General features: G+C 47.7%; 21 protein-coding genes. 8 read left to right on the top strand and 13 right to left on the bottom strand.

All coding sequences use genetic code 11. From position 1 onward, the window contains the following. Positions 1-157 precede the first annotated feature (157 nt). Both N774_RS0114810 and N774_RS0114805 read right to left on the bottom strand, forming a co-directional pair. On the bottom strand, positions 158-427 hold the full coding sequence (locus tag N774_RS0114810; protein ID WP_024861986.1) for an acylphosphatase: 270 nt from the start codon (positions 425-427) through the stop codon (positions 158-160). Position 428: 1 nt separating this feature from the next. Continuing rightward, positions 429-1415, bottom strand: coding sequence for an SGNH/GDSL hydrolase family protein (locus N774_RS0114805; protein WP_024861985.1), 987 nt, complete (start codon positions 1413-1415; stop codon positions 429-431). 207 nt (positions 1416-1622) lie between these two features. Between N774_RS0114805 and N774_RS0114800 the strand changes: the two genes are divergently transcribed. The 3 genes from N774_RS0114800 to N774_RS0114790 are packed head-to-tail and all read left to right on the top strand — an operon-like array spanning position 1623 to position 5309. After that, the gene (locus tag N774_RS0114800; protein ID WP_024861984.1) at positions 1623-2234 is read left to right on the top strand and encodes a pseudouridine synthase; all 612 of its coding nucleotides are present in this window, start codon (positions 1623-1625) and stop codon (positions 2232-2234) included. Between the two features lie 40 nt (positions 2235-2274). Then, entirely contained in the window at positions 2275-4068 is a 1794-nt protein-coding gene (locus tag N774_RS0114795) for an ABC-F family ATP-binding cassette domain-containing protein (RefSeq protein WP_024861983.1), read from the top strand. 41 nt (positions 4069-4109) lie between these two features. Then, positions 4110-5309 (top strand): alpha/beta hydrolase-fold protein, encoded by a 1200-nt coding sequence (locus tag N774_RS0114790; RefSeq protein WP_196231563.1) that lies wholly within the window; start codon positions 4110-4112, stop codon positions 5307-5309. Positions 5310-5347: 38 nt separating this feature from the next. Here N774_RS0114790 and N774_RS0114785 read toward each other — a convergent pair whose 3' ends face one another. Continuing rightward, on the bottom strand, positions 5348-6574 hold the full coding sequence (locus N774_RS0114785) for a hypothetical protein (RefSeq protein ID WP_024861981.1): 1227 nt from the start codon (positions 6572-6574) through the stop codon (positions 5348-5350). Between the two features lie 21 nt (positions 6575-6595). On the opposite strand from N774_RS0114785, the gene N774_RS19655 reads away from it, so the two are divergent. Beyond that, complete coding sequence (locus N774_RS19655) at positions 6596-6865, top strand: hypothetical protein (RefSeq protein WP_024861980.1); 270 nt, start codon at positions 6596-6598, stop codon at positions 6863-6865. Here the strand turns inward: N774_RS19655 and N774_RS0114775 are convergent, their stop codons facing one another. The 3 genes from N774_RS0114775 to N774_RS0114765 all read right to left on the bottom strand — a co-directional run bounded on the left by N774_RS0114775 (position 6866) and on the right by N774_RS0114765 (position 8949). Continuing rightward, positions 6866-7519: a glycoside hydrolase family 11 protein gene (locus N774_RS0114775; protein WP_024861979.1), complete on the bottom strand. Its 654-nt coding sequence runs from the start codon at positions 7517-7519 to the stop codon at positions 6866-6868. Positions 7520-7641: 122 nt separating this feature from the next. Further along, complete coding sequence (locus N774_RS0114770) at positions 7642-8373, bottom strand: glycosyltransferase (protein ID WP_024861978.1); 732 nt, start codon at positions 8371-8373, stop codon at positions 7642-7644. A gap of 18 nt (positions 8374-8391) precedes the next feature. Continuing rightward, entirely contained in the window at positions 8392-8949 is a 558-nt protein-coding gene (locus N774_RS0114765; RefSeq protein ID WP_024861977.1) for an HD domain-containing protein, read from the bottom strand. Between the two features lie 308 nt (positions 8950-9257). Between N774_RS0114765 and N774_RS18470 the strand changes: the two genes are divergently transcribed. Further along, a complete protein-coding gene (locus N774_RS18470; protein WP_024861976.1) occupies positions 9258-11474 on the top strand; it encodes a glycoside hydrolase family 11 protein in 2217 nt (738 codons plus the stop codon). A gap of 60 nt (positions 11475-11534) precedes the next feature. Here N774_RS18470 and N774_RS0114755 read toward each other — a convergent pair whose 3' ends face one another. From N774_RS0114755 to N774_RS0114745, 3 genes are all read right to left on the bottom strand, one after another. Then, complete coding sequence (locus N774_RS0114755) at positions 11535-11972, bottom strand: YaiI/YqxD family protein (RefSeq protein WP_024861975.1); 438 nt, start codon at positions 11970-11972, stop codon at positions 11535-11537. An 81-nt stretch (positions 11973-12053) separates the two neighbouring features. Beyond that, positions 12054-13670 (bottom strand): DUF5131 family protein, encoded by a 1617-nt coding sequence (locus N774_RS18465; RefSeq protein WP_024861974.1) that lies wholly within the window; start codon positions 13668-13670, stop codon positions 12054-12056. Between the two features lie 125 nt (positions 13671-13795). Then, positions 13796-14512, bottom strand: a complete 717-nt coding sequence (locus tag N774_RS0114745; protein ID WP_024861973.1) for a recombinase family protein — start codon at positions 14510-14512, stop codon at positions 13796-13798. A 389-nt stretch (positions 14513-14901) separates the two neighbouring features. Between N774_RS0114745 and N774_RS0114740 the strand changes: the two genes are divergently transcribed. After that, complete coding sequence (locus tag N774_RS0114740) at positions 14902-16038, top strand: glycerate kinase family protein (RefSeq protein ID WP_024861972.1); 1137 nt, start codon at positions 14902-14904, stop codon at positions 16036-16038. A gap of 75 nt (positions 16039-16113) precedes the next feature. On the opposite strand, the gene N774_RS0114735 is transcribed toward N774_RS0114740, so the two are convergent. Continuing rightward, entirely contained in the window at positions 16114-17052 is a 939-nt protein-coding gene (locus tag N774_RS0114735; protein WP_024861971.1) for a hypothetical protein, read from the bottom strand. A gap of 227 nt (positions 17053-17279) precedes the next feature. Between N774_RS0114735 and N774_RS0114730 the strand changes: the two genes are divergently transcribed. After that, positions 17280-17846 carry an RNA polymerase sigma factor gene (locus N774_RS0114730; protein ID WP_024861970.1) on the top strand — a complete coding sequence of 189 codons (567 nt, stop codon included), beginning with the start codon at positions 17280-17282 and terminating at the stop codon, positions 17844-17846. A gap of 13 nt (positions 17847-17859) precedes the next feature. After that, on the top strand, positions 17860-19284 hold the full coding sequence (locus N774_RS0114725; protein ID WP_024861969.1) for a hypothetical protein: 1425 nt from the start codon (positions 17860-17862) through the stop codon (positions 19282-19284). 75 nt (positions 19285-19359) lie between these two features. Here N774_RS0114725 and N774_RS0114720 read toward each other — a convergent pair whose 3' ends face one another. The 3 genes from N774_RS0114720 to N774_RS0114710 form a co-directional block, all read right to left on the bottom strand. Further along, complete coding sequence (locus tag N774_RS0114720) at positions 19360-21465, bottom strand: S41 family peptidase (protein ID WP_024861968.1); 2106 nt, start codon at positions 21463-21465, stop codon at positions 19360-19362. Positions 21466-21660: 195 nt separating this feature from the next. After that, on the bottom strand, positions 21661-22836 hold the full coding sequence (locus N774_RS0114715) for a GGDEF domain-containing protein (RefSeq protein WP_024861967.1): 1176 nt from the start codon (positions 22834-22836) through the stop codon (positions 21661-21663). A 216-nt stretch (positions 22837-23052) separates the two neighbouring features. Further along, entirely contained in the window at positions 23053-24969 is a 1917-nt protein-coding gene (locus N774_RS0114710) for a fructose-bisphosphatase class III (RefSeq protein WP_024861966.1), read from the bottom strand. Positions 24970-24993: the final 24 nt, after the last annotated feature.

The raw sequence follows: 24993 nt of genomic DNA, 5'->3' as shown, positions 1-24993 counted from the left end.
ATTTCTACTCCGTTTTGTTCTGAGTGCTCCATTATGGATTTTATTTTCATTATTGACAGACCAAGCGAAAAGAATCGCCTGCCTTACGCTTATATATGAAAACAGCCCGATACTCGATAATAGGTATCGGACTGTTCTATCCGGCGATGCCGCCTTATCATCTTACCTCAAAGCTGTAGTCTCCGTGAACGGGAACTCTTTCCGATTCAATGCGCTCAACGCTGCCCCACGAGTGGTTTTCAAGGGCTTCCACAAGGTCGGAGATATCACGCTCTGTTCCCTCGGCTTCCATTTCCACGGAGCCGTCGTCCAGATTGCGCACCCAGCCGCTGAGTCCCAGCCGCCTTGCGGTATTCTTTGCCTTCCAGCGGAAGCCTACGCCCTGCACATAGCCGTAAAATACAATATGTCTGCGTACCCTGTCCATGCTATTTCTCCTTTTTCTTTCTGATCAACAGCGCCAGTCCCACAACTGCAAGGAGGGCGATACCTGCTATGATGCCGGCTATAGCTATCCTGCCCTCAGATGAGAGCTTTCTGTCCCCGTACTCCGTTGTGGTATAGGTGAAGCCCGTACTGCGGAACGCCGCGTCCACGTCCTTGGCTATGAGCTCATGTCCCTGCGCATTGGGGTGAATGTCAAAAGCGGCAATATTGGTGAGGCTGCCCGCCCTGCCCTTGAAATCAGCCGCAACGTCTATGACCTTGTAGCCGCAGGAGGAATTCTCCGTGATCATCTCGTTTAGCCTGCCTATCTTTTCACTTGAAAACTCCGTGACGCGCTTGAATTTTGTGTAGTACTCCAGCGGGTCGTAAAGGGTCTGTATGTATATAGTGCCCTCGGTTCTTCCAGACAGCTCCGCAACTATGGTCTTTATATTCAACTCAAACTGTTCGAGAGCCTTGTTTGCGTCCCCGTCTATGCTTAGCAAAAGAGCTGCCGCACTGAAAAAGTCTATATTCCCCGAATCAAACGAGCCGCTTTCGCTTATGCCCATGCTGCCCAACAGGTCAAGCATTATGCCGAGCAGGTCGTTTCCGCCGATAGACACCACTATTGCGTCGCAGTCCGCAAGGTCGCCGTCCAGCTCGCCGCTGCGGAGCTGCTCTATCAGGTCGTTTGAGGTAGCTCCCGAGACCGCCTTGTTCACCATGGTATGACCGCATTTGCCGCGGAGCTCCTCCGCGTATTCATCTTTCAGTATATTGGAGTAGGAACGGCAGTGATAATTATCCGTATCGGTGTAGCCCTCAAGTCCGTAGCCTGCCGCAATGGAGTCGCCGAGAAACAGCATTTTCGGCGGTACTTCTGTACTGTATACGACTTCTTTAGCGGTCTTTTCCGTCATTGAACATGAAACAAGGCTCACCGATAATATAGCAGCAGATACTGCCGCAGCGATTCTTCTGAACATAGGCGCTCCTTTCGGTCAGTTTTTTCTTAAATGAATGCTTGCTTTCATTATATCATAGATACTATTGTTTTTCAAGAATCAATAGTATCAAATACGTCCGCTAAGCGGACACATTCATTCTCAATTCTACATTCTCAATTTCAAAAATTGACTCTCATATCATAATATGCTAAAATAGTTATAATAAAGTCTAAGGCAGGTGATGATATGCTATACTATATGTTCAATAAACCACAGGGCTGCGTGACCGCACGCACAGATGCTGTGCACAGAACGGTCATGGACTTCTTTCCGCCTGAGCTTGCAGCAAAGCTCCACCCTGTCGGCAGACTGGACAAGGACACCTGCGGACTGCTGATACTCACCGACGACGGCGACCTCGATTTCAAAATAATGCAGCCCGACAGGCATATCAGCAAGACCTACTTTTTCTATGCTATCGGCACTATGACCGAGGAGAAGAAGCAGCTCCTTGAAAAAGGTATACCTATGGCAGGCTTCACCACAAAGGACGCTGTATTCCGTTTCGGCAGGGAGTACCGTATCGGTGAGCTTGAAGACTTCATGCCCCAAGAGCGCCGTGAGCGCTATATGAAAAATCCCCGCGGAGCTGCGTTTTCCGCTTCTATCACAATATGCGAGGGCAAGAAGCATCAGGTCAAGCGCATGCTTGAAGCCGCAGGCTGCCGAATATTCTACCTGCGCCGCGACAGGATAGGAGCGCTGTCCCTCGACAGCAGTCTCCCTCAGGGAGAATACCGTCCCCTGACCGCCGAGGAGCTGCTCCTGCTTCAAGTTGACACGTCAGACAGAATATGATAATATTATACTGTTAAAGTTTGATTAAGGAGAAGTCTCTGTGATACTATTAACTGCTCAGAATATTTCTAAAACCTATATGGAACGCAAGGTGCTGGACGACGTTTCGTTCTTTCTCAACGAGGGCGATAAAGTCGGCATTATCGGCATAAACGGCACGGGTAAGTCCACACTGCTGAAAATACTTGCAGGAGCTGAGGAAGCCGACGGCGGCGACATAATCAGGACTAACGGCATAAGGATATCCTACCTTCCACAGATACCGGAATTCGGCGACAGCGGCAGCGTTCTTGAACAGGTGCTGCTGCATCTGCCTAAGGACCTGCGTCAGGCTAAGGAGTACGAAGCAAAGTCCATACTTGAAAAGCTTGGCATCTCCGACCAGCAGCGTGATATAAGCACTCTTTCGGGCGGCGAGAAGCGCCGTGCAGGCATAGCTGCCGCACTGATACAGCCCAGTGATGTTCTCCTGCTGGACGAGCCCACCAACCATATCGACAACGAGACCGCACAGCTCCTTGAAGACCTGCTCATGAAATACCGCGGAGCTATCGTCATGGTGACTCACGACCGATACTTCCTCAACAAGATATGCAGCAAGATAGTTGAGATAGACCGCGGCAAGCTCTACACCTGTGAGGGCAGCTACAGCGACTACCTCATGCAGAAAGCACAGCGCGAAGCCGACGAGGCTGCTGCCGAGCGAAAGAACCGCAGCCTTTACCGCCGTGAGCTTGAATGGATAAGCCGCGGTGCAAGAGCAAGAGGCACAAAGTCCAAGGACAGGATAGAGCGCTTTGAGGCGCTGAAAAACCGAGAGGTACCTGTGGCAGCGGAAAAGGTGCAGCTTCAGTCCGTGTCCACAAGACTTGGCAGGAAGACCATAGAGATAGAGAATATCAGCAAGTCCATTGACGGAAAGCCACTTATTACGGATTTCTCATACATAATCTCCCGAGACGCAAGGATAGGCATCGTGGGACGAAACGGCGAGGGCAAGAGCACATTCCTGAAAATGCTCCACGGCGATATTGCTCCCGATTCGGGAAACATCATCATCGGCGACACAGTCAATATCGGCTATTTTTCTCAGAAATGTGAGTCCATGGACCCGTCAGTCCGCGTCATCGAATACATCAGAGAGACCGCTGACATCGTCCGTACTCCCGACGGAACAGTTACCGCCTCACAGATGCTGGAACGCTTCCTGTTCAACTCAGAGCTCCAGTGGAACCGCATTGAAAAGCTGTCGGGCGGCGAGCGCAAAAGGCTGTACCTGCTGAAAATACTTATGACTGCGCCAAACATTCTCCTGCTGGACGAGCCTACCAATGACCTTGATATAACCACCCTGACTATACTTGAGGACTATCTTGAAAGCTTCAGCGGAGCTGTGATAGCAGTCTCCCACGACAGATACTTCCTTGACAAGACCGCGAACGAGATATTCGAGTTCAGAAACGGAGTCTGCACAAGATTCAACGGCAATTACTCCGACTATGCGGAGAAAGCAAAGGAAATGTACGCAGACGATGCTCCCAAGCCCAAAAAGGAAAACGCCAAAAAGGAGCGAGTTTTCACAGGCAAGAAGAAGCTGCGGTTCTCATTCAAGGAGCAGCGTGAGTTCGACACTATCGACGACGATATCGCATCCCTTGAAGAGCAGATAGCCGCTGCCGAAAAGGACATCGCAGCCAACTCCTCTGACTACGTAAAGCTGCAGGAGCTTTCAGACAAAAAAGAAGCGCTTGAAAATGAGCTGGCTGAAAAAATGGATCGCTGGGTGTACCTCAACGACTTAGCCGAGCGCATAGAGCGCGGAGAAACAGAATGACAGCAGCCCGAAAACATTATACTGTTTTCGGGGGTATTAAAATGGATATTTTCAAAAAGACCGCAGCTGCTTTTACAGCTGCCGCAGTTTTAGCGGTTGGCTCTGCCATGCCTGCTGCAGCTGCAACTACAGGCGACCTTAACAGCGACGGCGTTATCGACTCATTCGACCTTGTACTGTGCCGAAAGAACCTGATAACCATGTTTTCGGGCGGACAGGCTGATATGCTGGGCGATATCGACGGAAACGGCTCCATACAGATAAATGACCTTGTGCTCCTGCAAAGGTATGTGCTGGGCTCAGTAAAGGAGCTGCCGCAGACTACTGCAACAACGGTCACAACTACGACAGCTACCACAACTACTTCCGCACCCATAGTCACCACAACAACTGTTTCCCAGAACGGTGACAGCTACATAAAAAAAATGGCAGCGGATATACATACTCATGAGGAGCCCTCTGTCACTGAGAAAAAGGGCGGCGTGAACTACGGAACCATTGAGAAAAAGACCTACTTCTCCAAGGACGCTCAGCGCGAGAAGAACCTCAATATCCTGCTGCCGCCCGGGTACGACACCGGTCAGAAATATCCTGTGATGTATGTTTTCCACGGCATTTTCGGCTCTGAGGACTCCATGACAGACGACAGCATGAAGATACAGACCATGCTGGGCAATCTTATCGCTTCGGGAGAGGCTGAGAAAATGATAATCGTGTTCCCGCAGATGTTCACCACAAAGGAGGATATCTTCCCCGCATTCACAAACGAGTCCTCACGGGCTTACGACGCTATTCGTGAGGACCTTGAAAACAGCATAATGCCTTTCATGGAGGAGAACTACTCCATCAAGACAGGCAGGGAGAATACCGCTGTAACAGGCTTCTCAATGGGTGGCAGAGAGGCTCTCTATGTGGGAGTCACAAGACCTCAGCTCTACGGGTATGTTGGCGGAGTATGCCCTGCTCCGGGAATATTCCCCACTGTTGACGGCAATATGACCCATGAGGGCTGTATGTCGCCCGACGAGTTCTGCTTCGGTTCAGCTCCAAGCCCTTATGTTCTGATGATAACCTGCACCAGATTTGACGGAACAGTGGGTGACGCTCCCGAAAGCTACCATAACGCACTCACTCAGAACGGTGTGGGGCACATCTGGCATGAGCTCACCGACGGCGACCACGGAGCTATTTCAGTAAGAGCTCATATGTACAATTTCCTCAGATACGCATTCAAGGCATAATAAAAAGAGAAACCGCTCGCTGACGCGAGCGGTATTTTTTATTCGGTTTTGCCCTTGTCGAGGAATGATAATTCCTTGAGATCAACATGTCCCCATACCTGCTCTGCACTGAATTTACATCTGATCTCGCTTGGCTTGTAATCTTCCAGGCCATAATATTTCAGTATCTCTGCGAAGTACACTTCCCCTTCAAAGCTGCATGCGCCGTCGCATACAATGCTGTTTTCCTTGGGATACAGCCAGTAAACAGGATCAAACAGCTCGCTGTCCATATTTGCCTTATCGACGTAATACTCTTTGCCGCCGATAGTCACGCACTCCATATCATCGGAGTTTGCCAGCCACCTGAGCCTTTCATTATCATCTGCACCGTCTGTAAAGAACACATTGACAGGTCTGCCGTCTTTTCTGAACTCTGCCATTATGCTGACAGTAAGATGGCTGGATTTATATATTATCGACTTGGGATCAATTACTGCCTCGCCCGAATACTTGACGCTCAGCTGGTCATAGTCATCAAGTCCCTGTGAAATTAATGCCTCATAAAGGTCGACATTGTTCCATTCTGCCATAAATGTACCGTTTTCACGGAGCGCTGTCTTTATAGTATCGGCGTTTTCTCCGGAAGCGGTTATGGTATAGTACTGATCATTTTCTTCCTTATGGAAATCTCCCATATAGAATTCCGTCCTGAGCTCGGGCTCGGGGATAGCATCAGCCTGACCGAGGACAAAACGGCTGAGAAGCACCAGATCGCTTATATCCAGCTTGCAGTCGCCGTTGATGTCGTGGACAGCGTCGATGGAGAAGTCTCCCGCATCAATGAGCTCTCTCCTCAGAGCTATCACGTCAAACATGTCTGCGACCTTATCACGGTTTATATCACCGCGTATGATCGCGTTTTCCGAGTTGAGGAAATCATTGTACTCCCCTTTATCATAGATGTACAGATCGTCAACGTAGAAGTCCACAGGCTCAAGCGCCGATATTTCAACATAATATCTTGTAAATCTGTCCAAGTTGACAGGGAAAGGTATAAGCTCCATAGAAGCCCAGTGGTCGGGAGCAACTGTCTTGCTGTACTTTGAATACTCATATTCATTGCCGTCCTGCGGGGCGCGGACGATCTTGAAGGTAAATTTCACATCATCGTCCGAATCATGGTACAGTCTGACTCCGCCCAGCATGTCCTTGCCCTTGAAGTCATAGGGATCTATCTCATAGACAAATGTGCGCTGATCATTATTCTCGGCTGAGATGAGCATTGAGCGCTCACCGCAGAAGGAGTGGTCGGTACTGTAGGAAGCCTGACATTTTTCATCTGCTGCCCCGACCTTTTCGTTATCAGTTTCAAAGTCTATAAATACCGTTCTTCCCTCTTCGTCAGGTTCAAGGGGATCATGCTTTTCATTTGCGAATTTCGGACCGTAATTGGTCTGTTCTGTGATCTCCTTGGTGATGTCAAGGGATTTCAGATCAACACTTCCGCTGCTTCTGTAGCTTTCGGCGCTGAATACGATATCATACAGATATCCCAGCTCAAGACCTGCCTCTGATCATGCCTTAAAATGATCGGCAACATTGACAGTATTTTTGATATTGCAGGTGCCGTCAATCTTTTCGGCTTGATTATCTCTTGCAACACTGTAATAAATATACCTGATCGGGGTGCCGTCACCAAAACAGCTCATCTGAGATATGATGCTCCTGTAAATGTCATACGTAACGCCGTTTGATTCAAATGAGCCGTAATCCTTACCATCATATCCGTTCCCCTGAGGGCGCCAGCTTCCCCAGCTGTCTACTATATAAAACTCCGCCATGAAGTCAGGTTTTTCCATCCAGCCGTAAACACTGCAGAAATTGTTCTGACCCATATAGTCGATATCCGCATCATATGTCACATTGTACTCTTTAAGCTGTGACGCAAATGTCTTATTTCTTTCAAAGGACTCACCCTTCATAGCTAAGGTGTTCTCAATATTTTTCCAGCTGGCGGAAAAGCCGTTGTTCTCGGTATTTTCGTAATTGATCTCTCCGACGCAATTCTGCTGCCATACCTCGTAATAGTAACCGTCTACATTTCCTTTTTCCTGAAAATCAGCAGCATATACCGTTGATGCGGAAATGACCGACGGCAGGTTCACTGCTCCCAGCAGGCAGAGTCCCGCTGTCAGAGCCGATGCTGCTCTTGCAAACAATTTTGGCATAATAATTCCTCCTCACTGAAAAAACAAATCAAATACGGATATAGCATATCCTGCCCTTATGCTATCATTTTTACAGGGCAATGTCAAAGTATTTCTTGCGATTTTTTGCACGGGACCGATTATTATCTGACATCATAGTAAAACCTGTCCGCAGCCTTTCTGTCTTTGCCTGTGAAGATAGCCTTTGTCAGCTTTCTGTTCTTCAGCAGATACCAGTCCCCGAACTCGTCAAATTTACGGCTTGAGGTTATGACGCGGGACTTTCTCAGGGTGCCGTATTTCTTTCCGCAGGTATCTCCCAGGGCTTTCAGGCGCCTTGCAAAGTCCATATCCTCAAGGCTCACAAGGCTCTCGTCGAAGCCGCCGATCCTGTCGAAATCCTTTCGCATGCACCAGAACATTGTTCCCGAAAGCATACCGCCGCTCTTTATCATCACAGGAATGAGATTCAGCGCCACATATGCTGATGAGACCGCAATGCCAAGGGACATGCGGTCAAACTTGGGCATGGCTCCGCCGCCGATATATCTGCCCGAGCCAAGCATGGACTTTATCTCTGCAAGTGAGCAGGGAGACATACGGCTGTCCGCATCGATAGTGACGATCATCCTGCCGCCGGAAGCTCTTACCCCTGCATTTCTGATACTGCTTATACACCTGTCGCTGTTATCGACAACAATTGCTCCGTAATGCCTTGCAATGGCGGCAGTCCTGTCGGTACAGCGGTTTGCAACCACCACTGTCTCCACCTTATCGGGGACTTTTTCCGCCGCACGTTTTATGGAGCGCAGGCACTTCCCTATGTATTTTTCCTCGTTATGCGCAGGTATTATGACCGAAAAAAGCGTACCCATATTATCCCTCCGTTTATATCATTCGCCAAGCTTTTCCAGCGTTTCGCTGAGTATCTCTTTTCTCAGCGACGTGAGCCACTGTGAAAACTCCACCGTATCGAATGCGTAGACCTTATTCAGCTCGCGCTCGTTCTCCGACCACGTATCGATGGGCGATTCGTTATGCTGTATCAGCGCTTCAAGCTTATCAAGCGCCTTGTACAGCTTTGCTTCCGCTGTTTTCTGCTCGTTCATCTCTCTGAACAGGGACGTTAACCTCTCCGAGATACCGTCAGGGAGAGAGCTCAGCCACTCACCGAGGAGCTCATCTTCCCTGCTGCGGTCTGCGTCTGTCTTGTCAAAGGTGGGGATATCTCCCGTGAAGCACTCCCCCAAGTCATGTATCACGCACATTTCCATGACCCTGTCCATATCCGTCCGGGGAAATTCCTCTTTCAGCAGCAAAGCCATAAGCGCCATTCGCCAGCTGTGCTCCGCTACGCTCTCAGTTCTTCTCTTTGATGTGGTGCAGTGCCGCAGCGTGTCCTTTAATCGCTCTGCCACATGAAGTATATCAAGATAATCCTTAGCGTTCATGCAATGCCTCCTGTTTTTATGCTTATTATAGCATAATATTAAACAAAAATCAATCAATAAGCTGCGTAAACTCCAGGTATACGATAGAAATGCAGGTCATACGAAGAAATATACAAATAGTATAAATAAGCAAAAAGCGACAAAAACGTATAACATAATAGCAAAAAAATACTTGTTTACAACATACGAAATGCTATAATAAAAGCATAAAGATATATATTTGGGGGGACTGCTAATATCGTTCTTAATTTTATTTTTTTCCCGCTGCGGTGAAAGTCTGCGGCAATCTCAAAGGAGTGATGTTTTTAGTGAAAACGTCCAAAATCAAAAAGGTCATCGACTGCGCCGTTTCTGCACTGATGATCGCTTCAAGCATCCCGACAGCCGCAATTGCTGCCGACCAGCAGACAAGAGGCAACATTGGCGGCTACGACTACGAGATGTGGAATCAGAACGGACAGGGTCAGGCTTCGATGAACCCGTCAGCAGGTTCTTTCACCTGCTCATGGAGCAACATTGAGAACTTCCTTGCACGTATGGGCAAAAACTACGACAGTCAGAAGGTCAATTACAAAACGCTGGGAGAAATCACCCTCACATACGATGTTGAATACACACCAAGAGGCAACTCCTATATGTGCGTTTACGGCTGGACAAGAAACCCTCTCATGGAATACTACATCGTTGAAGGCTGGGGCGACTGGCGTCCACCCGGAGACGGTGCTGAAAGAAAGGGCACAGTGACCCTCAACGGAAACACATACGACATCGCAAAGACAATGCGTTACAACCAGCCCTCCCTGGACGGCACAGCTACTTTCCCTCAGTACTGGAGCATTCGTCAGACAAGCGGTTCACGTAACAATACCCAGAACAATATGACGGGCACTATCAGTGTATCCCAACACTTTGACGCATGGTCTAAGGCAGGTCTCGATATGTCAGGTACTCTCTATGAAGTTTCCCTTAACATAGAGGGCTACAGATCAAACGGTTCTGCAAATGTAAAGAAAGTTACCGTTACTACAGGCGGCGATCCCGTACCTGATACAGGTAATACAGGCAATACCAACACTAATGTTGGTGACAACGGCGAACAGCAGGGCGGTTTCGACATGAGCCAGTTCGGCGGTCAGCAGGGCGGCTTCGACTGGAGCCAGTTCGGCGGACAGCAGGGAGGCTTTGATATGAGCCAGTTCGGCGGACAGCAGGGCGGCTTCGACTGGAGCCAGTTCGGCGGACAGCAGGGAGGCTTTGATATGAGCCAGTTCGGCGGACAGCAGGGCGGCTTCGATATGAGCCAGTTTGGCGGACAGCAGGGCGGCTTCGACTGGAGCCAGTTCCAGGGCGGCGGCGATAACGGCAACAATAATAATAACAACAATAATAATACAAATAACAACGAAAATACTCAGCAGCAGACAAACAACGGCGGCGCTGCACAGACAAATAAAGTCATAAAGATAATGCCCGCAGGCGACTCTATCACCAACGGTGACGGCGAGCAGGGCGGCTACAGAAAGTACCTCTACGACGCTCTCACCAAGAAGGGCTACAAGATAGACATGGTCGGTCCTAACGGTAAGGACAATGCTTCTGCCAACGGTATCTCATACGACGATAACCACGCAGGCTTCAGCGGCTACCAGATCAAGGAAGTTCCAAGCTGGGGACAGCAGCAGGGCGGCAAGGGCAGCTTATACAACGAGCTCAAGAACAATAATGCCGTAAAGAAAGCAAATCCCGATATCATACTCCTTATGATCGGTACAAACGATCTTACAGCTAACCGTTCCATGGACGCCTGTGCATCAGATCTCCGCGCTATGCTGGACTATATGCTGGCAGATATGCCCTCTGACGGCGTTATCTTCCTCTGCACAGTTCCAGAGCATACAGCTTACGGCGGAAATACCCAGAAGATAGGCAACTACAACAATACTGTAAAGAGCGTTGCCGAGGAGTACGCAAGCAAGGGCAAGAACGTTAAGTTTGCCGATGTTCACGGCTGTCTCGACGGCATGAACGATATCAGCGGCGACCAGCTCCACCCCAACGGCGGCGGCTACAAGAAGATAGGAAACTTCTTTGCTGATACAATCGACAGCTACCTCAAGGCTTCAGCTCCCGAGATCACAACAACTACTACGACAACAACAACTACTACAACCACTACTACAACTGCTGCAACAACTACTACAACTGCTGCCACCACAACAACTGCAACAACTACCGAGCCCACAGTAACAACATCTATCGGCGGCGGCGGTCAGGATACACCTGCCCTCACAGTAACAAAGGCAGGCGACGCAAACTGCGACGGCTTACTTGATATGTCGGATATAGTTCTTGTAATGCAGGCTCTTGCCAATCCGAACAGATACGGTGTAGGCGGCACAAGCGAAAACGCTATCACAAGACAGGGCGAGGTCAACGCAGACGTTGACAAGGCTTCTGAGGGACTCACACCAAGCGACGCATTAACTATCCAGAAGTTCCTGCTTGGACTTATAAAAAGCTTTTAAGACATAATTTACCATTTACCGAAACAGAGCCATGACGAGATGTCATGGCTCTGCTTCTTTTTATTCTGTTCGCTCCAGCAATTCCGTCAGCGCCCTCTCAAACTCCGCATCCTGCTGGGCAGTACGCTTGGAAAGTCCCTTTGTGCGTCCGCCGCTTCGGCGTATTTTTGCGGAGACTGCGCGGAATTCAAGGAGTCCCGAGATGTTCTCTTCGGTATAGCGCCTGCCGTCCTGATTCAGTACGACTGCCCGCTTGCTGAGGCACATAGCCGCAAGTCCGTAGTCCTGAGTTATGGCGATATCGCCCTCACTCACAAGGTTAACAAGGCGGAAATCAGCGCTGTCAGCGCCCTTGTCCACTATAATGGTCTCTGCGCCCTCGCGGTGTATGGAATGAGCTGTATCGCATATTATGGTACATTCTATGCCGTGCCTGACTGCCGCACGAACTGCGGCATCAACGACGGGACAGCCGTCGGCGTCTATAAATATCCTCATATCTGTCTGTTATGAACTCCTTATCAGTTTTCGGTATCAGTCAAAGAAAAAGCTCCTTAGCTATAAGGAGCTTTATGTATATCACTTGGACGATGAAGCGGAAAGCTTTTCAAGGAAAAGTATATCGTTGCGGTTGGCAGCTTTGCCCTCTGCAAGTGCAGCGACCTTTGCAGCAGTGATACCGCCTGCTCTTTTCACAAGAGCTTCCAGTCCCCTGAGAGACTCGCCTGTTTTTACCATGTTGTCTACAAGGAGCACACGCTTGCCTTTCAGTGCTTCAAGATCATCATCGCTGAGATAGAATCTCTGCTCTGTGCCTGTATTGGAAGCAGCTTCATTATTATCGTTCATGTAATGCTTTGCATATCTTCTTGCAACAATATAATTCTTGCGGCTCTGCTTGGACATCTCATACGCAAGAGGTATGCCCTTTGATTCCACAGTAAGAATAATATCGAAAGCGGGAGACTTATAAAGAAGTCTGCTCGCGCTTTCCTCAGTTGCCTCAACATTGCCGAAGCGGACAAATACCGATGCGTCGTTCTTAACGATATTGGTATAGTTCTCGGCATTTCTCTGTAGTCCCTCAAACTTCAGATTGAAGAACTCTGTCTTATCTGCATTCTTTATAGCAAGATTATTTCTGCGTATCGCCTTTGTGTCTCTCATTGGCTTTGGCTCCTGAACCAGGAACTCATAGCCGTTCTCCTCAACGAGAGCCTTGATATCGTACTCCATTTTCAGCGGGATACCAAGCTCCAGACACTTGTCGATGATATCCTTTATCCATTCAAACTCTATGGGCTGAACATCGGCACCGATCTCGCTGCCAACAACTACCCATGTATTGTCCTTGCCGAAGGTCTTTACAAGCTCGTCCAGATGAACAGGCTCGATGTATTCAAGGACAGGCTGGTATACGACACAGGCAGTAATGCGGTGAGCCTTTGTTTTTTCGATGAGCTGCGGGATACGGTCGGTGCAGTCGTTCTTATCTACTGTGCAGGAGATAACCACGTTCTTCAGGTCTGTATCCACAGGGATAGTGCTCAGGTCTATGCCGTTGGGACGCTTGGTAACGAGCTGGAAGGTATCACAGCACTTGCCGCTTCTGCGCTTCACTCCATTGGCAGCGATTATCTGTTCAAGGATATTTGCCTGCCACTCGGGCTTCCAGCAGCCGAAATCCGACATATAAGTCAGGAACCAGTCGATAGGATTGTCGCTCTCAATGTTGAACAGCTCAGGTATGCTGTTGCCGTCGGCGTCCTTTGTTATCTTGTAGGGACCGCGGAAAACAGGCTTTCTGTAGCTGTCTGTGATAGCGAAATGCTCTACCACCTTCCTGCTGAAGCAGTAAGAACAGTTTATGGGGCAGCCCACAACAGGGCTGTACACCTTGGTATTAAGGTGTGTATCATGGTTGATGTCATTGAGGACACGCTTGAGTGCAATAAGGTGTCCGTCATAGTAAGCGCGTACCCTCTGTATCTGATTGAGGATAGCAGCACTGAGATCTTTATACTCTTCAAGTTCCTCTCTCACCGGGTATATCTCTACACGCATCTTGTTGTAGTCATACCCCTTGAAGTTGATATAAAAGATGTTCATAAGCCTGTTTATTACCTCAGGCTTTTCTATCATTGTAATAATGCCCGCAGACGGAGCATCTGTGTAATAATCTTCTATTCTCAGCATAAAACACCTTGCCTTTCACATTCTTCTTTTTCTTTTTTCACATTATGTCTGATGACGGCTTATGAAATACAAGTGTTTCTGCTTTTATTTTTGTAATTATATCTGAAACTATTGAAAAATCCACTTTAAGCCCCCCGTTTGATCTGATCTTCTTTCAGTTCTCTTTTATACTTATAGTAAGTATTGTTAGAAAGTCCGATCAGCTTCATACACTCTTTGTCAGAGAGTGCTCCCTCAAAATCCTTGCTCAGCTTTATTATAAGTGGTTTGACAGCCTTGCTTTTTTTGGTCTCGTGAACAGTCCCCTTTACAGTACCGATCTGTTTGCCGTTTATGCGTGCAGTTTCGATCCCCTCACTGGTACGCTGGCTCAGATCCCTGACTTCCTTTTCCGACTGTTCAAAGGCTTTGTAAATATCCTGCTCGATCTTATTCATAATGAAATGATCGACAGCTGTCATAACTCCCTTTAGAAGGTTATTTGTTGCCTCATCTTCCGATGAAACAGAGAGACAAATAACACCGTTCATAGCCTCTCGGTAGGACTCGGTGTCAATATGCCGCTCATTCAGGAAAACGAGCTTTATGTTTTTGTAAACGAGCTCCTTATACAAGGCGAAGCTCTCACCGGCGTTTCTGCTCATTCTGCTGATGCTGGAAAAGACTATGACATCGTTTTCTTTAAGCTTTTGCAGAAGCCTGTCCCATTGGGGACGCTTCACAGATGTTCCCGAATAAGCCTCCTCAACAATGACTGCTTCCGGGAATGCCGCCTTAATATTTCGTTTCTGTCTCTCGATCGACTGCCTCTTGGTGCTTATGCTACAGTATCCATATACCATAATTTTACCTTTCCTCGAGTGGCGGTGCAACAAGAAATACCACGATTCTTCAATATTTCTGACGTAATTGGTTACATAACAAATAGTAATTTTATGCTTATCGATGTAAAAACTTACAGGAGCATATGAGCTCCGAACTATATCATTCGATAATAGATATAAGTATTATACCATAATTCAACAAAAAAGTCAACGATTTTGATAGAATCTGCGATACGTTATTTTTAATATAAAACACTCCATAATCAGGCGTATAATCATACACATTTTATAATTATTTTTTCACAGATCATTTACAATCCACAGTAAAAATGCTATAATATGTGTGCAGAACTCATTTTGCCCAAAGGCAAAACAATATCCCTTTCACAGATAATCAGGAGATAAAAATGAAGATCGTAATCGCTATAGATTCCTTCAAGGGCAGCCTTTCCTCCATGGAGGCAGGAAATGCCGCAGCAGAGGGAATAAAACGCGTTTTTTCCGACGCAGATACTGTTGTAAGTCCTGTCGCAGACGGCGGCGAGGGCACTGTTGAAGCCCTTGTATCGGGACTTAACGGACACTTTATCGAGGCTGAGGTCACCGATCCCCGCGGAAAGCCTATCAAGGCAAGCTACGGCATACTTCCCGACAATACTGCTGTCATCGAAATGGCTGCCGCTTCGGGACTTACTATGCGTACTTTCTATATAGACGCTCCCATGTATAACACTTCCTACGGTACAGGCGAGCTTATACTTGACGCCGTCAAGCGCGGCTGCCGAAACTTTATCATCGGTATAGGCGGAAGCGCCACCAACGACGGGGGTATCGGCTGCCTGCAGGCTCTCGGCTTTGGTATGCTGGACAAAAACGGACAGCAGGTGGAATACGGTGCAAGGGGGCTTTCGCAGCTCGTCAGCATCACCGATAACAATGTCCCGCCTGAGCTCAGACAGTGCCGTTTTAACGTCGCCTGTGACGTTACCAACCCGCTCTGCGGCGATAATGGGTGCAGCGCAGTATTTGCTCCTCAAAAGGGAGCCTGCGGAACGTCCACAGTTATTATGGATATATGGATGCGCGAATATGCCGAGCTGACAAAAAGCTATAATTCAGCCGCTTCTCCCGATACGGCAGGTGCGGGAGCAGCAGGCGGCATGGGCTTTGCCCTGATGTATTACCTGAACGCCGAGCTCCAGTCGGGAGCAGACCTTATCACGAGACAGACAAGGCTGGAGGAATACATACAGACCGCAGATATGGTCATTACAGGCGAGGGCTGTCTCGACAGCCAGACCGCTATGGGAAAAGCTCCCTCAGCAATTGCAAGGACAGCCAAGAAATACGGCAAGCCCGTTATTGCATTCTGCGGCTCGGTGCGCAAGGGTGCGGAGCTGTGCAACACCAGCGGCATCGACGCTTACTTCCCTGTGCTGCGCAGCGTTTGTACACTTGAGCAAGCTATGGACAAGTCCGCTGCATGCAAGAACCTTGCCGACACTGCGGAACAGGTTTTCAGAGCAATAAAGCTGTTCAAATAAGGCATAAATATCAATGGCGGTATTCCCCATACGGGAACACCGCCATTTTCATTTTCGGTTTTCAGCATTATCACATCAGGTAAAGATGAGCGCTCCGCTGCTCTCCATCATTCCGAGGAGGAAATACCGCGCTTCCTCGCGGAGCTCGGGCTTAGCCATGTAATACATATAGGTCTCCACCTTATTCAGTGTGCTGGCAGTCCTGCCCTCTATCTTGAACTGCTCAAAGCCCATGGGAACGTACTTCTCCCATATAGCCTCGGGAGAGATATGTGTTTTCAGTTCCTTGATATCGAAGATGCTGCGCTTGGAATAGGGACAGGCTGTGAAATGGTTGGGGTCGTATTTTTCAAGGTCAAATGGCACGTTGGGGTACTTCTTTATGTGATTGCAGAAGGCTATCTGCTGTCGGCTGATGTCCTTGTAGTGCTGTAATCTGCCCTTACATTCGGGCTGACAGCAGGCGTTCACAAGGAGCTCTATATCCTTTTTCCGCGGAAGCGTTTCAAGGATATCGAACTTATTGTTCAGGTCGTAATCCGCAACCACAACATGATAATCCTTTTCAAGCTCTGCAAGGAGAGCTTCCTTTGAGTCAAGGCGCTTGCAGGTGGAGCTGGTCAGCTTGTACTGCGGATACTCCCTGCGGATATAGTCCTCCAGTATGGATGACGCAACTATCACCTCGTTCATGCCGCTGCCTGCAAGGTGGAGCATCATGTTGCAGCGCTCATCGCTGAGATGCTTCTTTTCAAGCATTATATTCGTAAATGTAAAACGCAGTGGGATACCGCGGTCATTGAACTCCTTTATGACCGCCTTCATGTAGTTCTTATCGGTATTGCCGCCCTGAGACCTGCCGCCGTTCCAGAGACAGGGCGGAAAGACTCCGTATACGGAAGCTATCTCAACGCCCTCGCGGAAGAAGTCGGGACGGTTTTTAAGCATTTCCGCAAAGAGCAGATTGAGCTTGAAGCTCCCCGAAAAATCGGGAAGATGAAAACGTACTCTCATAATTATTCTCCTATTGTAATATCCGAAGCAAATTGATATATACATTATATCATTAAAAAGCGAAAATAGCAACAGACGCAGAAAAAAACTGCCGAAACCGATTCCTTGACAAAATCGGAGATATATAGTATCATTTTTCTGAAAAACGTGACACTCGGGCGTCCTCTCTTGAATGTTTACAGTGAAAGCACGTTTTCCATGGAACACTTTCAGAAAGGAGGAGATCTATGACGGGCAAGGAATACTCAAAACTATATCAGGAATCCCGTGACAAAGCCTACGACGCGATCTTTGAAGAATACTGCAATTACGTTTATGCTATAGTTTACAACAGACTACGGGGAGTTGCTTCACGGGAGGATATAGAGGAATGTGTAAGTGATATCTTTGCAGATGTTTTCTTCGGATATTCTCCGCAGTCAGCTGTCAAAGAGGATATGAAAGGCTATATAGGCACAGTCGCAAAGCGCCGCGCCATAAACGCTTTTCACAGCCTTACCGCAAGGCAGAAGCATTTTTCGGAGAATAACGAGGACGAGCTTATCAGTATAAGCTCTGATAAGGATATCGAAGCCGATTCCGACAGGACAGAGACCAGAAGCGTTTTGCTGAGCAAGATAAACGAGCTGGGCGAACCCGATTCAACGATCATACTCCAGAAATACTATTACGACCGCTCCTCGGCAGAGATAGCAGAAATGCTCTCCATGAAAGCCTCAGCCGTTAGAATGAGGGCGGCAAGAGCCCTTGAAAAGCTGAGAAAACAACTTGCAAAAAACGGTATCACACTGTAAGGAGATGAGTAATATGAAAGAAATGCGTGGTTTTGATATGCTGGATAATGCAGACGACAGAACAGTTGACCTCCTTTCCGAGGTACCTGTTCTCACGAAAGAAGAAAAAGAGAGGATGCTGGCTATGAGTAAGAAAAAGCTGGACAAAATGAACAGAGAAAGCAATATAAACATAATCAGTGACGAATTTGAAGTAAGCGGCGTTGAGCGCTACAAGCGCCCGAAATGGCGCATATTCACTACGGCAGCAGCCTGCCTGCTCCTTGTGGGCGGAATCGGCGGTACTGTTTTCGCCATGAGCAGAAACAGCGGCGCTCCATCACAGCAGCTTGCCGAGGTGGATGATACTACCGCAGAGCCATGGACGGAGCAGGACCTGCTAACCACAGAGGCACTGCCCGAGGTCAGTGATGAGGAACGGGATATTGCAAAGCAGCTCCTTGCCGATCTGGAAACACTGGACACCCTTGCAAGCGGGATACCTGTTGGTTTTGATTTCAAGACCACCGAGCCCTGTGCCATCATTATAGACGATGACAATGACACAAGCTACAAGCAGATAGAGGGCATTGACTCCCTTGACGGCATAAGAGAGCTTATGGATTCCACCCTTGCAGAGCCTGTTATCCTTGAATATGAGTATAAGCTCTTTGACGGAGACAGACCTGTGTTTATCGAAAAGGACGGCAATATCCTCTTCACCGATAAGCATACAGATCACCGCTTCTATTTTGAGGGTGAGCCTGAGGTCACAAAAAGCGATGACGGCAGCGGACTTGTCATAGATACCGATAACAGAAGCGACAAGGGCAGAGAGCACGTTACCTTCAAGGCAGTCAATGTGGACGGCAAGTACAAGATAAACAACTATTCCACATCTATGGGCTATGCAGCCTCAGACGAAAACCTCAACGAGGAAGCCGATCCTATGGCTATTGCATATCAGGCAAAAATAGCTCTCAATGATGTGTTTAAAGTTTGCGCTCGCATTGATGTCGAAGTTGACCCAAACGACTGTATGGCTGACGAATCTCTTGAAAACATCTTTGATGCAGATGATGAAAACGCTCAGGAGCTCTTTGATGATTGGAAAACATACTATGTGGATTATTACAGAGTTACAGACTCACGTTTCAGTTCAATGGACGATGTAGTTGACTATGTCTCAGACCGAGTATGCGGAAAATTCAAAGAGGCTATGATAAACGACATAAAGGGCGGCTACTGTACAAAAGGAGATCAGCTCTACTGCCTGCAAAATGGCACTATCGACGACATTAAGCCCTTTGACTTCACCTCAAAGACTGAGATAGCCGACAAAACAGACTCGTCAATGACTGTTGAGACCTCCTTTATTGTAAACGGCGAAGAAGCTCCATTCTATATAGACCTTTATCTCGTTGAAGGCAAGTGGAAGATAGCAGATTACCGCTTCTGACATTATAACACAAAAAGCTTCCGAAAGTATCATCTTTCGGAAGCTTTTTTATTATTCATGCTGTTTCAGAGGGGATCAGTCCTCTTTTCTGCGTGCCATAAGCATTGCGGCTCCGCCTGCTGCTATAAGTACAACTGCGCAGGCAACGGCTGTTTTAGCCGAGTTGTTACCTGTCTGTGGGAGATCTCCGCTGTTTACAGTTGTTGTGCTGTCTGATACAGAAGTTGTTGATGAAGCTGCTGTAGTTGATGTGCTTGCTGCTGATGTAGTGGTCGTTGTAGTATTTGAAGTTGTAGTTGTAGTAGTTGTTGTGGTGGTAGTTGTAGTTGTTGAAGATGCAGGATCGTTCTCGGTCTTCTTGCCGTAGAACTCACTGAAAAGCGCACTGAGTCTGCTGAAATTGTAGACCTCGGAGAAGTCCTTTGTACCGTCAGCATTTAACTTTACAAGATCATAATCAGGCTTTATGCCTGCGTCAATGGAATTGCCGTCCTTGTCAGCAAACTTGAGACCTGACGAGATAGTGAAGAACATACCGTCAGCTGTTGCACGGTGGCTTATTGCACAAGTACCGCCGCCGCTCTTTTCACCTACAAGCATTATGCCTGTATCCTTTGCCAGTGACGGCATAAGGTTAGCACACGAGAATGAAGCATTGGAAGTGATAAGTCCGAATCTGAGATCGGTACTGAAAGCCTTGTCCTTATCGTCATAGGCTTTGTCAAGGTTCTTGTCGGCAGTATATTTTATCTTGTAAGCAGGAGAGCTTGGTCCCATGTAGACAGTTACACTGTCAAGGTCATTTATAAGGCTCATCATATACTCTGCAACACCAAGTGAACCGCCGGGATTCGTACCGAGATCGATAACAAAATTCTTTATTGCAGGATCGGCATCTGCCTTTGAAACACAGGTATAGAATTCGGAGATAAGATCCTGGGGCAGCTCTCCGTTATGGTAATAATATGCATTCCATTTGTCGGAAGCATCTTCAAACATTTCAAAAGAGAATACAGCAGTATCGCCCTTTGAGAAATAAGTGGATTTTGTATACTTTTCAACTGTATCCGCTGTTTTTTTCATTTCTTCTCTTGCTGCCTCAGCACACTTCGAGCTCATATCATCGTTGGCATATTCTGCCTCCCATCTCATGGCGTCCTCGGGCAGACCCACTTCATTCAGCTTCTCCACAACTTTAGCAGTGAATTCGGTTTTAGGCTGTAACATTATCTCTGTGAAGAAGGTATGTCCGCCGTCCCATAAATAATCGTTCAGAAGCTCAAAACCTGCACAGTATTCATATACATCCTCGGAAAGGAGCAGCTCCCTTATTTTCCTTGTACCGTCACTGGCATTTGAGAGCATTGCGTCAAAGCCGCTCTCGGCAAGAAGATCGTTGTACTTGAATCTTCCCGGATAGCCGTAGTTATAGTCGATAGCAAAGCATAATTCATTGTAATTGTACTCTGCAAGATCCTTTGGACGTCCGTTTTTGTACTTCTCGGTGAAATTCGCAATATGCTGCGGAGTATATATAACTGCACTTCTTGAATAGCCAGACATGAGATGACCGCAGAAATAAAGCTCGTCATCAACGATCTCAGCCTCATTGAAAGAATACTCATAGAAATCGCACAGGGTCTGTACAGGCCACCATATATCATTGTCACCGCTGCGGAGGTCTATTTTATAATCCGCAAGCTCAAAAGTCATCTCTTTGTTCTCGTCCTCTTCATCAGAAGAAGCGTTCAGTGCGATGTGTTCTGTCTCCGTGATATATGTAAATATTTCAGAGCTTTCACTTTCCACCGCATATTGAGGTGCAAGGAATCTTGCCATATCATCTGACGATACGGTATCCTTGGTCACGTCGATAGTACCAGTAGCGCCTACAGGCACCTTTACTTCATAAGTCCCGTCGTTCTTATCGGTTATCACAAGCTCCTGATCAAGCCAGCAGCTGTAATAGTCTGAGAGCTTTATGTAGGGGACATTGGGCATATCATTGTAGTATCGGCATTCGAGTTCCCTGAGATCTTCGTCCGAATATAGATGTGCTGTTATTTTTCCTGTTGTGAAGTCACTTGCTTCTTCCGCAAAGGCGTTCATTGCTGTGAATGCGCCTGAGCTTATAAGTACGGAAAGTGCAGATAGTCCTGCGATCGTTTTTTTTGTGTTCATTATCATTCTCCTTGATAGTTTTTTAACAGCCCTCTGCTTAAAAACAAAGCTGCTTCTTTTTATAAAGCCGCTTTCATTCAAAGCTGAACAGCTGCCTTTTCATTATATCATATAATCAATAAAATATCAAGCTCCGCGGAAAACTTATCTTTTTTTGCTTCACAACAAAAAAGCAGCCGTTTTTCACCGTCTGCTTTACTGTGTATATTTTGCCTCTTCGGGCTTTTTTCTTCCGTGGAATATTTCTTTCTGAATATAAAGCTGCTCATCTGCCTGCGCTATAAGCTGTGTCGCGGTCACTGCTCCCGAGCGGCACTCCGCAGAGCCCGTACATACCGATATGGTCGGCACAAGATCGGCACATCTTGCCCTCATCGTGTTGACCTCATTCTGTATAGCCTCCTGCACCTGTGCTTCGTCATTGGTTATCAGCACGAATTCATCGCCGCCATACCTTGCGCAGAAGCCGTGTAGCCTGTCCGAAACATTGTGAAGAGCGTCCGCCACAAGCTGGAGCGTCCTGTCGCCAACAATATGACCGAATTTATCATTGACCTGCTTGAAGTCGTTGACATCTATCATATATATCCTGAATGGCTTATCCTCGGAGGCATTGTGTATCATGTCCTGTAAGAATATCTCCATGCGTCTGCGGTTGTTGAGCCCTGTGAGAGCATCGGAGTATATCTCACTGTTCTGTATCTCAAGAAATGCATAGTGTATGGGCAGGAATATTCCCAGTGAAACGATCGGCGTAAGGGGCAGCATGCCCTCAAGTATCGCTGTTGCCGACGGTATTATGATAAACAGCAGGGGCAGCCTGTATTCCTTTCTGACCTTGACCTGCTTGTTTTTGAAGCTCTGTGCAAAGGAGTATATGCCGCTGCCGAAAAGCTGTAAAAAGGTAAAGAGGATATGGACGATGTACCCGTCAGCGAACTGAAAAATGCCTTTTTCATCAATATAGAAATAAAAGCCTGTAAAAACAGATATTATGACGAGCAGAGCGTCAGCAGCCGCCACAGCATAATGTATCCACATCAGCAGCTTCATGTTCTTCGATTTATTCTGGTCAATACGGTAAATAACGAATATGCACCAGCCCAGCGTCAGAAGCGTTACTGCCACCAGTCCCACAGCATTTGCCGCCTTATTGAGAGCGTCGTTGAATGGTATAAGTCCGCCCTGTCCCAGCGCCCAGAATACGTCACTTAAAAGGTATATTATGAAAAACATTGCCATTCCTCTGAAATGGCGCATCTGGAGCTGTGTACCAACGTTTTTGTTGGCTTTGATGATAATGCCTATGGAAAATAAAATGCAGAATATCTCGGTTATTGCATATGAAATATAAAGCGCAGAATTCTCCATACGATCACCTTCTTCATATAAATCCCTGAAATATTTTATACACGGTGTCTATGAATATATGATAGCATATATTTTTTCGCAGTTATTGCATTTTTTGTAAATTGTTTTCAGCTCCCCGCATCTTTGTAACATCACACAATTAAGAGGGCTGCACTTTGTAGGAAACATCAATGGGAAGAATATAAAAAGCAGTTCGGAACGAACTGCTTTTTTACGTTATTTTATGGTTCCCGCCTTGTATGCGTCAAGGAGCTGCCGCAGATCGGCGATCTTGTCAAGTATCTCCTCGCCCTTGTCCGTATCGGAGATATTCGCACGGCGATCAAGCTTCTCCACAAGATGTATTGTGGGAGTGTTACCGCTCTCCCCTGCCACAAAGGGCTTGTGCTCGGCAAGATTGAGACTGTGGGAGTCGTATATGAGGGTATAGCCCGCAATACCTGTTGTGGACTGATAAGCCTTGGAGATGCCGCCGTCGATGACAAATAGCTTGCCCCCTGCCTTTACAGGGCTTTCGCCGTTCTTGATCTTAACGGGAACATGTCCGTTTATGATATGTCCCTTTTGCGGGTCAAGTCCGAACTGCTCCAGCAGCGACATACAGACCTCAGCGCTTTCCGAGAATGTATAGTAGGAGTTGTAGTTCTCGGTATGCAGGGAGTTGTCAGCAAGAAGCCCCCGCTCAAAGAACGCCATTTTGTCCTTGCCGTAAAGGGGCGACTTAGGTCCGCACCAGAGATACCACATGAAGTCTCCTGCGTATTCCTTTTCCGCACCGCTTCCGAAATATGCCTGATTTACCAGCTCTCCCAGCTTGTCCAGAAGCGCCTTTCCCGAATACTGCTTACCGCCGATATTCACGCTCTGGAGCTGTCCGCTTTCGTCCATGGGGATACAGCCGTGGAACAGCAGATTATTGTTGCAGGTCTTGTACATGGCTCCCTTTGCGTATATGAAGCGGATATGCCTTTGCAGCTTTTCACTGTGTCTGAAAGATGCCTTCAGCACATTCATAAGCTCTGCCTCGCCCTCCGAGAGAGTGAGGGGCGACTTGGGATCCACTGTGGGGAAGCTCCTGTCAAGGAGCTCATGCTCCCTGCCTTCTATGGTCACAGTACCCTTTGCAAAATCCGTTCTGCCAAAGATATCGCGGTCTGTCATTTCCCACTCGGGGTGCTTGGCTATGAGCTGTCCCTCCAGCTTCATCTGTATAACGGTTATTGCCTTGTGCATTTTAGCGGCAAGCTTCAGGTCAACAGGGTCGTAGATATTGTCGTCGAGAGCATTGGGCATATAGAGACTGCAATCGTCATTCTCGTAGGTCTCTGCGGCAAATACCGCAAGTGCGCGGAGATTGAGTCCGTAGCCGTCCTCAAGGACGTCAAAATTATTGTATCTCATGGCTATGCGGATAACATTGGCTATGAGAGCAGGATTACCTGCGGCAGCTCCCATCCATGAGATATCGTGGTTGCCCCACTGTATATCAACGTCGTGCATTTTCATAAGCTCGTCCATTATAACATCGGCACGGGGACCTCTGTCGAAGATATCACCTATGATATGAAGTCTGTCTATGCAGACCGACTGTATGAGCTTGCACAGGGATATGATGAAGGTCTCCGCAATGCCTGTGCTGATTATGGCGCTGATTATCTCATCATAGTAGTAGTCTTTGTTTACGTCGTCGGTGACGTTGAGGAGCTCGTCCAGTATGTACACCATATCCTCGGGGATACGCTTGCGTATGCGTGAGCGTGTGTACTTGGCGGATACAGTCTCACATACAAGTATAAGGCGGTAGATGCTGAGCCTCTTCCACTCGTCGGAAAGCTCCCCGCTGTTGGTGAGCCGCGCTATCTCCTTTTCGGGGTAGTATATGAGCTCCGCAAGCTTTTCGCGGTCAGCCGCGGAAACGGTCTTGCCGAGGACAAGGTCTGTCTTTATCTTTATCATACCCGAAGCGCTCCTGAGCATATGCAGAAAGGCTTCATACTCCCCGTGGATATCGCTGAAAAAGTATTCCGTGCCCTTGGGAAGGCTTCGTATCGCCGAAAGGTTGATTATCTCACTTGCGGCGCTCTCTATGGTAGGGTACTCCTTTGCAAGAAGTCTGAGGTATTTTATATCCATATCATCACTCCGTTCAGAGCTGTT

It is taken from the genome of Ruminococcus flavefaciens AE3010 (assembly GCF_000526795.1).
Taxonomy (GTDB): domain Bacteria; phylum Bacillota; class Clostridia; order Oscillospirales; family Ruminococcaceae; genus Ruminococcus; species Ruminococcus flavefaciens_D.
Note: the sequence above shows the minus strand (reverse complement) of the source record. Positions and strands in the feature narration are given on the sequence as shown.